Consider the following 11,457-nt stretch of genomic DNA (forward strand, 5'->3'; position numbering starts at 1 on the left):
AAAAAAACGCACTGTAAGAATTAAGCTATTGATTTTAATAAATTAATCAAAAAAATACTTTTTGTGCACCTGCTAAAAAAAATACCTAAAAATAGCGCTAGCGATAGCCCTTGATAATGCCGTTCGACAGTCAACCTAACCGCCTACTGGTGGGTAAGCCGATCGTGCTCTGGCGTTTTTATATTCAATGCTTGTGCGCGACAGGGCTCTCTTAATACTATGGATAAGCAGTGAACATGCACTTATCACTACCTCAACATTTACCGCCTTTATGTAACACTGAGTCACGCGATAAAAACCAAGGGACGGTTTAACAACAGCACCACCCGTTGAGCCACTGTTTCAGAAGCGACACTTACTATACCCAGTTGCGAAGCCCTCAAAGAAAGCACATAAGTGAAAGTAATTACCACAAATAAACAAAGTAATTAATAACTTCAAATTAAAAAGAAATATCAATTTTATATTTCAATTTTTATTATAAATTAAGAATATAACTCTGTTTTTCCTCTATTTGACCCTTGATCTTCATTCCTGATATTTATGTTTTCCCGGGAAAAAAGTGTCGATTCTGCTGCCTTCTTGCAGCGGCATCTTCAAACAAAAATAGCAGCGACGAGTATAAATAATGAGCACGATTGACACACTGAAGAAAAAGTCTGTTTTTAGTAAACGGGGCCTGCTTTCCCTAATCTCTGTTATGGCGACTGCAGGTGCCCTGATGGCCAGTTCTGCACAGGCCGCCACCCTGAAAATGGCAACCGATTCAGGTGCCAAGGGTTCTCCTGCCGGCGATACACTCGACCGCTGGGCCGATTTGATCGAGAAAAACTCCCATGGCGACATTGATGTTAAGGTGTTTTACCAAAACGAATTAGGTAGCCAAAATGAAGTGTTCGATCTGCACGTAGCGGGCGATGTCGATGTTATGCTCAACTGGCCAATGACCTCTTACGATAAGCGTATCGGTGTGATTTACACCCCCTATATGACACTTTCTTGGGATGAAGCACTCACCGCTTATAGCCCCGGTGGTTGGGTTAACAATATGCTGGGGGGTATCTACGCAGATATCGGCCTGAAATTTTTCGGCCCTTGGCCTGAAGGCTTCAACGGTGTCGCCACCCGAGGAAAGTATGCCACGAATATTGCCGAAGCAGAGGGCTTAAAAGTCCGCACAATGACCGTTTTTCCTGCACCACAAACGATGCAAGCACTGGGTTACCAAACGGCAGCCATTGACTGGGGTGAAGTGTACACCTCGCTGCAAACAGGTGTCGTGGACGGCGAAGCAGGCAACGTCATCTATTGGGATTATGAATACTTCCGAGATCTGCTTGATTACTACGTTCGTTCAAAACACTTCTTCATGACCGGTGTTCTGAGTATGAATCAGGATTCATTCGATGAGTTAACCGAAGCCCAACAAAAAGTTGTTGTGGATGCTGCCAACGACGTCATGATGGCGCAATTCAAAGCCGCTAAAGAGCAAGACGAACATTACGTGGCGGAAGCCGAAAAGGCAGGCATGAAATACTTTGAACTGTCAGATGAACAGATTAAAGAGTTTGCCCGGGCAGCCCGTGAAAAAGTCTGGCCGCTAATGGATCAAGAGATCGGCTCTGAAATCATGGATACCATCCGAGCGAACGCAACAGCGTTGTAACGTTTAGCTCCCATACGGCGAAACAGCCACTGTTTCGCCGTTTCTTTTTTCTGAGGTAGTAGCATGATTATGCGTCTCTTTTTCGAGCTGGATCAGAAATTTGGCTGGCTCCTGAATGCCGCTGCTCTTATCAGCAGCTTGGCTCTAGTGGGGCTAATGCTGTTTCTAGTAGTAGCCCGTTACATCTTTGGCTGGTCGATTATTGGTCTGCTAGAGCTAATTATGCTGTTTGGCATGTGGCTTTATATGGTCGGCAGCTTGATTGCCAGTCGTAAGCGCGAACACTTGGTGGTTGATTTTCTTCAAACCAGTCTTCGTGACCAGCAAATTCGCCGATTGCATCAGGCGCTAATATCTCTGATAACGCTGGTGATTACCGGCTTCTTTGTCTACCTATCCTATCGAATGCTGACGTGGGGCATGCGCAGACCTCAACACACCCCCGGCCTGTCAATTCCTCTGTGGATACCGCAAAGTGCAATTATGTTCGCCAGTATTGGTTGCTCTCTTTATGCGCTGAGGGACTTTATTCAATGTGTGATCGGCCATAACCCAAACCCGGTTATCGTCGCTGAAGAAAATCAACAGGATACGTACTGATGGAAGGTTTAATCGCAGTAGGAATTCTCTTATTCCTGATGATTATAGGTGTGCCCGTCGCTTGGTCGTTTGCCGGTGTTTTAGCCTATCTGACATTCGCCTATGATGCTAATTTCAATACATTAATGTTACAGGGCTACCGCTCTATTGATTCGGTGATTTTGATCGCCCTGCCGTTATTTGTACTCACTGGCTATCTGATGCAAAGTGGCGGAATAGCCCTCAGGCTGGTGAACTTTATCGAAGTACTGGTCGGTAAGCGCAAAGGCGGCATGGGCGCTTCAATGGTGTTGGCCTCGGGTATTTTCGGGGCAATCGCCGGCACCGCAACCGCGGCGGTTGCCTCAATCGGTACCATTATGGTGGGACCGTTAGAGAAACGTGGCTACCCTCGAGGTTACTCCTCTGCACTACTCGGCATCTCTTCTTTATTAGGCATTCTTATTCCGCCCTCAATCACGATGATCCTCTTTGCCGTGGTCACGAGGCAATCCGTGGCGGCCTGTTTTGCCGCCTCAATAGGGCCGGCTTTATTGTTGATCACCGGATTGATTTTGGCCAACCGCTTTAGTGTGGGCCGCCTCTTTCAAGAGGTGTCTGCCGGGGCGCAGGATGGACTTGAAACTCTGCCGACCAAACGAGTGGCCGCTTTCCACGCCCTACCGGCGCTATCGCTGCCGATCATTATCCTCGGTGGCATTTATGGTGGCATCTGCACACCGACAGAAGCCGCTGCAATCGCGGCTTTTGTCGCGATTGTGATCGGTTTTTTTGTCTATCGAGATCTAACCATCAGACGCTTTAGTGAGAGTGTGATTGCGGCCGCTGAAACCACCGGCACGGTGATTCTCATCCTGCTATTTAGCTTTATGATTGGCCGAATCCTGGCTTCAGAACGTATCCCACAGGAGCTAACCGAGACCATCACTCAACTGGTTAAAGATCCGCTTATGATCTTGATTGCCGTTAATATCTTTCTGATTATTGCCGGTATGATTATGGATGATGTTTCAGTCACCGTGGTCGTTGCGCCGCTATTTTTACCGCTGATGGTGGCCAGTGGTGTCGACCCGATTCATTACGCATCGATCGTTGCCTGCTCAGTCGTTATCGGCGCTAACAGCCCTCCGGTTGCCCCCATTCTCTATATGGCTTGTCGCATCGGCCAAGTGCCTATCCATAAAGCGGTTATGCCGGCTATCGGCCTGATGGTGTTTGTTGGCCTACCGGTCATGATGATTACCAGCTTAGTGCCAGCGTTATCACTCTTCTTTCCGAAATTACTCGGGCTCATGTAGACGGCAAATATAAAGCGTTCACCTGAGCGGGGAAACTGAAATGTATGTTAATAGGCGTTAGGTGAAGTTTGACGGCCTCATGGTTTAGCAGCAGGTTCTCACTGTAGACGGTGCAAACCTAGTAATAAGCAGCATAGTTAAGGCTCCCAATACCCGTTAACTGAGGTATCGGGAGCCTATCATCATCGACACCGCCGTTGTCACCCCCTAATAGAAGGAGACGTAACGGTTAACAGGCGAGCTATCGATCAATAAAAGATACTCAGAAATGCCACTTCAACAATAGTGCAGGATTCCGCTCATCGGCACCATCAATGCCATACTTGTTGCTCCAATGAGAATACTCGATACCCACATAAACCGGCGACGCTGTACCGATCAACTTGCCCGCATTCCATTTCAACTGTGAAGTAAAGTTGGTTTCTGATGCGTGATCATCTTCTTCGCTAGACCAATCGATAAAACCATCGTAGAGAAAGTCGGCATTGCTAATGCTAAACGGTACGCCCCAAGTCAGCGTTACCATGATATCGTCTTCAGTGTTGTCATTATTCACTTGATAGATATTCGCGTTGGCATACTGAAAGCCAGGCAAATCGAGACTCACCCCCAACCCTGCCATATAGTTATCGAAGCCATCACCGCTCTCCCATGTACCGGCAAGATAGACATCATTGACCACTCCAAATGAGAGGTCTGCGCCCGTCACATAGCCGAGACTTAAACGCGGTGATAACTCAAAATAGGTGGATGTATCACCATCATCGGATTGCTGACGGTCGACGAAGAAAAACGTATCCCCCCAGTCATGACCGCTAGCATGTTCGACGGTAATCGTCTGCTGTTCTGGATCCACCACTTCAAAGTGATTACCTTTCACATAACTCAGGCTAAAATCGCTCCACAGCTGTTTAGCCGATACCCCAGTTGAAACTAAAGCACAGCATAAGGTGCACATTATTTTAATTTTCATCTCTGACCTCTATCTTGATGTTTATGCATCAATTGACACATCCAAGCATCGATACTAGAGGTTTTTTTACCAACAGGTAAACACATCTTTATAACCAGAAACCGACCTCATTACTTAACTAATGCCCTGAAGGTTAAGCAAAAAAAAGCCTGGGATTATCCAGGCAATCGTTATGCAAGCAAGCCAATCATTGTTAACTAAGCCGCATCATCAATATCATCTACTCGACCCGCGATGGCTGATGAAAGGTATTTTTCTGGAAGGTTTTTATATTGTGGATATATTGCCAACCGCTCTTTAAGACGATAACCACATTCAGAAGACTTAAATTCCAAGGATTGAATTTTCGGCCATGCTCTTTCCGGATTAATATGGTCGATCGTTACTGGGGAAATACCGCCCCAATCATTAATACCGGAGTGGAGATAATCTCGATAATATTCCTGCAGATTGGGTGGTGCCTGAATACTAATCGTATGATCAAGAATTAATCGAGCAACCGCGAGGGTTTTCAACATCTCCTCATGGCTTGGTTCAGGCGCATCGGCCATTGCCGTTCCCGACTTCGCTTTAAAGTTTTGAATGATCACTTCTTGAATATGACCATACTTTTTATGGATCTCATTAATAGCGATTAAGCTATCGATACGCTCCTGCCACGTTTCACCAATGCCGATCAAAATGCCAGTCGTAAAAGGTACATTATGCTTACCAGTCAACTCTAAGGTACGCAATCGTTGCAAAGGCACTTTATCAGGACAGGCATAATGCGCCTCGCCTTTATCCATTAATCGCCGACTGACATTCTCCAACATCATCCCCATACTCGCCGATACAGGACGTAACTTAATAATATCCTGTTCTGATAAGGTGCCCGCATTAACATGCGGCAGCAGGCCGGTATTTTCAATCACCATCAGACACATATCATAGAGATAATCGATAATGGTGTTATAGCCCCGCTGTGCGAGAAATTGGCGCGCTTCGGGATAGGTTTTTTCTGGTTTTTCACCGAGGCTAAACAGCACCTCTTTACAGCCCATTTTCTCGCCCTGATAAACTACCTCCATCACCTCTTCCGGCGTCATAATATTCGCCTCAGCCGAGCCTGGCGCTTTGACAAAGGTGCAGTAGCCGCAGGTATCGCGACACATATTCGTCAAAGGCACGAATACTTTACGGGAATAGGTAACAACATCGCCCCAATGCAGATCACGTAACGCGGATGCCTGATTTCTGAGTAACTGAATCTGGCGACTATCAGCATGTTCAAGATTATATGCTTGCTCAACAGAGATCATTTGAACGTCTCCCGGTTTATTTTTTTATTTATAATCAGGCGAGATAACAACGCCGCTAAACTCTAAGTAAGTTCAATATAGAATAATTTTACCACTTGGTCAAATTTATTATAAAAAACATTTATTCTATAATTTTCAATAACTTAAGCTAACAGCGAGTTGAGTTCGATTTTGTACTCGAAGTTTTTTAAAGATATCTGACACATGCCGCTTAACCGTTGACTCGCAAATCCCCATCTCAAAAGCGATCTCTTTATTCATCAATCCAACTTTCAAGTAATCAAGCACATCCCGTTGACGCTCGGTTAAATAATCCAGTTTCGTTTTAACACCAACATCTTCCAAAGGGAGGTGTGGCGCAGAAAAACCGGTCGGATAAGGGCTAATCGAGCGGATTCGATTTAAGCCACTATCGACATCGGTCAGTAAATCAGCGATGCGCTTAGCAATGATATCGACCGGTTCAGTCTGTTGAATCACGCCCGAAATATTGAAAAATTTCAGTTTTACTTGCAGCTTTTCACTCACTCGATCACACATAACCACAATCGGGCTCGGTGTTTTATACAGGTGGGCTAAAATCAGCCCATGATCGCCAATGGCTAGAAAGCTTTCATGCACCAAGATAAGGTCAAACGCTTTATGCTGCCGTAGTCCCTGAACAAAGGCGTAATCACTCTCAACATCCGTAAAATCGATAGCCTCATCGGTTAAGCTCAGTATGCTCTTCAAGCCTTCTCGACATAAAGGTCTAGCATCAATAATCAAAATTTTCTTACAGCGCATGGGATCACCTTAATGACTTTTTATAGACGGTGTCTTGCTAGTAGGTAGGGTAACTATCAATCGAGGGAAAGCGGCAGACCCGTCAGCAATCGCTCGACGAAGCCTGCGTTGTAACCGAGAAGGCTAATCTGCAGAGACCAGCCTCGGTTAACGGTATGTTAGCTTGGGAAGGCGAATGAAACCCCTTCCCGCACACCGCTGGAAGGCCAGCGCTGAGTGATAGTTTTACGTTTAGTATAAAAACGCACGGCATCGGGACCATAGGCATGTAGATCACCGAACAGTGAACGCTTCCAACCACCAAAGCTATGGTAAGCCACCGGTACCGGTAACGGTACGTTAATACCCACCATACCCACCTGAATATTGTCCGAGAAGTAGCGCGCAGCTTCACCGTCACGGGTGAAGATACAGGTGCCATTGCCATACTCATGGTCATTGATCAGCTGCATCGCCGCTTCCATCGAATCTGCCCGCACAACCTGCAACACCGGACCAAAGATCTCTTCCTGATAGCTGGACATACCTGGCGTGACATTATCGATCAGCGTTGCACCGACAAAGAAGCCATCGTCAAAGCCGTCAACGACAGGGTTACGGCCATCGACCACCACCTTCGCACCATCCGCTTCGGCGCTATCGATAAAGCCATTCACTTTGAGCTGATGAGCACGAGTAATCACCGGGCCAAAGTCGTTATCGCTATTGCTATACGCACCGACTTTCAAAGGCTCCATCGCCGCTTTCATTTTCGCTACTAAGGCATCCGCCGCCGCATCACCCACAGCCACCGCCACAGACAGCGCCATACAACGCTCACCGGAAGAACCAAACGCCGCACCCAATAGTTGATTGACGGCATTATCCATATCCGCATCGGGCATCACGATCGCGTGGTTTTTCGCGCCACCGAGTGCCTGACAACGCTTACCGTTAGCATTAGCAGTACTATAGATATATTCGGCAATCGGCGTTGATCCCACAAAGCTGACCGCTTTAATACGATCATCATTTAGCAACACATCCACCGCTTCTTTATCACCGTTAACGACGTTAATCACGCCTTTCGGCAAGCCGGCTTCTTGCAGCAGCTGCGCGATAAACAGGGTGGATGATGGGTCGCGCTCTGAGGGTTTCAAGACAAAGGTATTACCGCAAACAATCGCCATGGGGTACATCCACAACGGCACCATCGCGGGAAAGTTAAATGGTGTAATACCGGCAACGACGCCCAATGGTTGAAACTCGCTCCAAGAATCAATCCCGGGCCCCACATTACGGCTGTGTTCACCTTTGAGTAACTCTGGCGCACCACAAGCGTATTCGACATTTTCAATCCCTCGCTGCAGTTCACCGGCAGCATCATGGGAAATTTTACCGTGTTCTTCACCGATCATTTCGCAGATTTTATCGGCGTGCTCTTCTAGCAGCGCTTTAAAACGAAACATCACCTGCGCCCGCTTCGCCGGTGGTGTATTACGCCATGCCGGAAAGGCCTGTTCAGCCGCGGTGATCGCCTCTTCAACGGTAGCCACAGAGGCCAGCGCCACCTGCTTGCTCTCTGCGCCTGTCGATGGGTTGAATACTGCCTGTGTGCGAGCCGCCTCTGTGCGCATCTCGCCATTAATCAAATGACCTAACGTTTGCATAATAGCCTCATCAATAGTTATATTTTTTATCGGTACAACCTGCATTCCAATGCAGCGATTAATCCAACTCCATAATGGATTCGCCAATCGCGTTAATAACGTTGTCGATCTCTTCCCGCTCAGTAATAAAGGGCAGTCCTAATTGAATAGTGTCGCCGCCATAACGAACATAAAAACCCTTTTCCCAACACTTCATGGCGATCTGATAAGGACGCAAGCCGGGCTCACCAGGCGCCGATTCAATGGTGATACCACCGGCTAAACCGTAGTTACGAATATCGTTGATATACTGTGTGCCCTTAAGACTGTGTAGCGCCTGTTCAAAAATCGGGCTCATCTCTCTCACCCGAGGAATCAGCTTGTCATTCTTTAATACATCCAACGAGGCTAACGCCGCCGCACAGGCTACTGGATGGCCGGAATAGGTATAACCGTGTGGAATTTCCATCATATATTCCGGACCACCGTTATCCATAAACGTCTGATAAATATCGGCTTTAGCAATCACCGCGCCCATCGGAACGGCGCCGTTAGTGAGCTGCTTAGCCACATTGATCATATCCGGCACCACACCAAACTCTTCGGCCCCGGTATACGAACCCATACGACCGAAGCCAGTAATCACTTCATCAAATATCAGTAGGATATTGTGTTGATCACAGATCTCTCGTAGCCGTTGAAGATAACCTTTCGGTGGTGGAATCACTCCCGCAGAGCCGGCCATCGGTTCAACAATGACCGCTGCGATATTCGATGCATCATGCAGCGCAATCAATTCAAGCAGTTCGTTCGCTTTTTCAACGCCATTCTCTGGCATGCCTTTGGTGAACGTATTTTCTGGCAGCAGCGTATGCGGTAGGTGAGCGGCATCAACCCCTAAACCATAGAGGGTACGGTTAGCACCGATTCCGCCGACACTAAAGCCACCGAAATTAACCCCGTGATAACCTTTAGCTCGGCCAATTAATTTAGTTTTAGTCCCCATGCCTTTCTTACGCCAGTATGCCCGCGCGAACTTCAGTGAGGTATCTGCGCTTTCAGAACCCGATCCGGTGAAAAACACATAATCCAACCCATCAGGGGTTAACTCTTTAATTCTATTCGCCAACTCAAACGCCTTGGGATGACCATACTGAAAGGCCGGGGCGTAGTCTAACTGTGTTAGCTGATGCGCTACCGCTTCCGCGATCTCTGGCCGACAGTGTCCTGCACCACAGGTCCATAATCCCGACAGTCCATCAAAAACCTTCCGGCCACTGGTGTCAGTCAGGTAAGCCCCTTTGGCTTCTACAAACATCCGAGGATCATTTTTAAACTGACGATTCGCGGTATAGGGCATCCAGTAAGCTTCGAGCTGCTCGCGCGTCATACCTGCGGCTTTGCTAGGATCAAATTCATGCATCTTCATCACCTCGTTAAGGTTTTTTATTTTCAGGTTATGCCTCAGACACCGTGTTGTATTACTCGAAACCACGCCGCTTCAGTTAGCCCATCATCTACTGGCTCGAAGGTTGGTTAAATCCAAAAGAATTTACCTTCAGTCAACTAAATACTTACCATATGGTAAAACTTATGTATATTGTATAACCATCAATCAATCTTCAGTCAAGCCTGCATTGAGGTGGATATGACACATAAAAATGTAATAGGGCATATTGCCGGTGCCGATATCAGGATGATAAAAATATTTAAAGCGGTGGTGAAATGCGGCGGTTTTTCAGCCGCTGAGTCTGAGCTGAATATCAGTCGTGCGGCGATTAGCATCGCCATGTCCGATCTTGAACAGCGCCTGTCACTTAAACTCTGTAATCGCGGCCGCAGCGGTTTTTCGCTGACGGATGAAGGTGAGCAGGTTTATCTAGCAGCACTCTCATTGCTGTCCTCTCATCAGGAATTTCAGCAACGGATCAATAGTATTCATTCCGAACTGAAGGGCGATCTCGCCATCGGCATTACCGATTGCCTGATCACACTGCCGAGAATGTATATAACCGATTCACTTAAGGCTCTTAAGCAACAGGCTCCGGACGTTAATATCAATATTGAGATGGTACCTGCTAATCAGGTTATAAAGAGTTTACTCGATGGGCAGATACAGATTGGCGTTGCACCGGTGTTCAGTAAAAACCTCAGTCTCAAGTATGTTCACCTCTATGATGAGGAATCTTATTTATACTGCAGCCATGAACATCCACTGTTTCATATTCCCGAGAACAGCCTACAAGCGGAACATATTGCCAGCCACGATATGGTTTGCCCCTCTTATCAACATCCGGCAGAAATCAAAAAGCACCTAAAACAATTTAATAAAAGCGCTCGAGCATCGGATCGAGAAGGCACCGCTTTTCTTATTCTAACCGGTTGTTATCTGGGTTATCTTCCGGCGCATTTCGCCCACCCTTGGGTAGAAAAAGGCTTAATGAAACCGCTGCTCAAAAAACATTTTAATAGCTTAACCCCCTACGCTGCGATCGCCCGAAAAGACCTTGCGCCCAACTTAATTCTGGCCTGCTTTATGGATCGATTACATCAACTTATTGATTCACCCACGGCCAAAAATAATGCTGAAATAAAATCAGCTTAGCGGATAGTTAATCCATAACAGCCATGTAACCGAAACAATTAATCATTCAATATCAATCACTTAAATAATAAAAATTATTATTTTTACCAATTGGGCAAATAAATTTGCCAAGCCTTGCAATAAAATCTATATTTACCAAACGGTAAATTTTTAGTTGCCGCTACACTCTTTAAACATAAAAAGTTCATTGAGAACTTTAACAATAAAAATAAGAGGAAGATCCATGAAGAACGCCTCAGCTGACTCTTCATCCGCCATCAAAGTCGGTGAATTCTATGAACTTGAAACCCGCTCAGATATCTCCGACAGTGCCCACTACAACGAAGATATCGCGCCGACTCAAGTAAAAGAACGGACCTGGAATGTCTGGAACGTCGCCGCCCTTTGGGTCGGTATGGCTATCTGTGTACCAACCTACACCCTCGGCGGTGTATTAACTGCTTATTTCGGTTTGTCCGTGATGGAAGCGCTGCTGGCTATTTTAGTCGCCAATATTATCGTGCTGATTCCACTGACGCTGAATGCTTTTCCTGGCACTAAGTTTGGTATCCCCTTTCCCGTTTTACTGCGCTCACCCTTTGGTATGATCGGTTCTAACAT

At 46.7% G+C, this 11,457-nt stretch carries 10 protein-coding genes; 5 read left to right on the forward strand and 5 right to left on the reverse strand.

The window, feature by feature from the left end:
• The first annotated feature begins 628 nt into the window (after positions 1-628).
• From dctP to Q4488_RS15680, 3 genes are all read left to right on the forward strand, one after another.
• Positions 629-1,666 carry a TRAP transporter substrate-binding protein DctP gene (dctP, locus tag Q4488_RS15670; RefSeq protein WP_303581425.1) on the forward strand — a complete coding sequence of 346 codons (1,038 nt, stop codon included), beginning with the start codon at positions 629-631 and terminating at the stop codon, positions 1,664-1,666.
• A gap of 63 nt (positions 1,667-1,729) precedes the next feature.
• Positions 1,730-2,266, forward strand: coding sequence for a TRAP transporter small permease (locus Q4488_RS15675; RefSeq protein ID WP_303581426.1), 537 nt, complete (start codon positions 1,730-1,732; stop codon positions 2,264-2,266).
• On the forward strand, positions 2,266-3,564 hold the full coding sequence (locus Q4488_RS15680; RefSeq protein WP_303581427.1) for a TRAP transporter large permease: 1,299 nt from the start codon (positions 2,266-2,268) through the stop codon (positions 3,562-3,564). The genes Q4488_RS15675 and Q4488_RS15680 overlap by 1 nt, the downstream gene beginning before the upstream one ends.
• Positions 3,565-3,826: 262 nt before the next feature.
• On the opposite strand, the gene Q4488_RS15685 is transcribed toward Q4488_RS15680, so the two are convergent.
• The 5 genes from Q4488_RS15685 to Q4488_RS15705 all read right to left on the reverse strand — a co-directional run bounded on the left by Q4488_RS15685 (position 3,827) and on the right by Q4488_RS15705 (position 9,675).
• Entirely contained in the window at positions 3,827-4,537 is a 711-nt protein-coding gene (locus Q4488_RS15685; RefSeq protein ID WP_303581428.1) for a DUF5020 family protein, read from the reverse strand.
• 197 nt (positions 4,538-4,734) lie between these two features.
• Positions 4,735-5,838, reverse strand: coding sequence for a 7,8-didemethyl-8-hydroxy-5-deazariboflavin synthase CofG (cofG, locus tag Q4488_RS15690; RefSeq protein WP_303581429.1), 1,104 nt, complete (start codon positions 5,836-5,838; stop codon positions 4,735-4,737).
• Positions 5,839-5,973: 135 nt separating this feature from the next.
• A complete protein-coding gene (locus Q4488_RS15695; protein ID WP_303581430.1) occupies positions 5,974-6,624 on the reverse strand; it encodes a response regulator transcription factor in 651 nt (216 codons plus the stop codon).
• Positions 6,625-6,782: 158 nt separating this feature from the next.
• Positions 6,783-8,273: a CoA-acylating methylmalonate-semialdehyde dehydrogenase gene (locus Q4488_RS15700; RefSeq protein ID WP_303581431.1), complete on the reverse strand. Its 1,491-nt coding sequence runs from the start codon at positions 8,271-8,273 to the stop codon at positions 6,783-6,785.
• A gap of 58 nt (positions 8,274-8,331) precedes the next feature.
• Complete coding sequence (locus tag Q4488_RS15705; RefSeq protein WP_303581432.1) at positions 8,332-9,675, reverse strand: aspartate aminotransferase family protein; 1,344 nt, start codon at positions 9,673-9,675, stop codon at positions 8,332-8,334.
• A gap of 225 nt (positions 9,676-9,900) precedes the next feature.
• On the opposite strand from Q4488_RS15705, the gene Q4488_RS15710 reads away from it, so the two are divergent.
• Positions 9,901-10,857: a LysR family transcriptional regulator gene (locus tag Q4488_RS15710; protein WP_303581433.1), complete on the forward strand. Its 957-nt coding sequence runs from the start codon at positions 9,901-9,903 to the stop codon at positions 10,855-10,857.
• A 223-nt stretch (positions 10,858-11,080) separates the two neighbouring features.
• Positions 11,081-11,457, forward strand: a 377-nt coding sequence (locus tag Q4488_RS15715) for a cytosine permease (RefSeq protein WP_303581434.1), incomplete at its 3' end; no start/stop codon positions are given.

Origin of the sequence: Amphritea sp. 1_MG-2023 (assembly GCF_030547545.1) — a bacterium.
In the GTDB taxonomy this organism is placed as follows: Bacteria; Pseudomonadota; Gammaproteobacteria; order Pseudomonadales; family Balneatricaceae; genus Amphritea.

Excerpts from the sequence above, each read along its gene's own strand:
- Q4488_RS15695 (WP_303581430.1), bottom strand. The coding sequence starts at position 6,624 with ATGCGCTGTAAGAAAATTTTGATTATTGATGCTAGACCTTTATGTCGA.
- Q4488_RS15710 (WP_303581433.1), top strand. The coding sequence starts at position 9,901 with ATGACACATAAAAATGTAATAGGGCATATTGCCGGTGCCGATATCAGG.
- dctP (WP_303581425.1), top strand. The coding sequence starts at position 629 with ATGAGCACGATTGACACACTGAAGAAAAAGTCTGTTTTTAGTAAACGG.
- Q4488_RS15685 (WP_303581428.1), bottom strand. The coding sequence starts at position 4,537 with ATGAAAATTAAAATAATGTGCACCTTATGCTGTGCTTTAGTTTCAACT.
- Q4488_RS15680 (WP_303581427.1), top strand. The coding sequence starts at position 2,266 with ATGGAAGGTTTAATCGCAGTAGGAATTCTCTTATTCCTGATGATTATA.
- Q4488_RS15700 (WP_303581431.1), bottom strand. The coding sequence starts at position 8,273 with ATGCAAACGTTAGGTCATTTGATTAATGGCGAGATGCGCACAGAGGCG.
- Q4488_RS15675 (WP_303581426.1), top strand. The coding sequence starts at position 1,730 with ATGATTATGCGTCTCTTTTTCGAGCTGGATCAGAAATTTGGCTGGCTC.
- cofG (WP_303581429.1), bottom strand. The coding sequence starts at position 5,838 with ATGATCTCTGTTGAGCAAGCATATAATCTTGAACATGCTGATAGTCGC.
- Q4488_RS15705 (WP_303581432.1), bottom strand. The coding sequence starts at position 9,675 with ATGCATGAATTTGATCCTAGCAAAGCCGCAGGTATGACGCGCGAGCAG.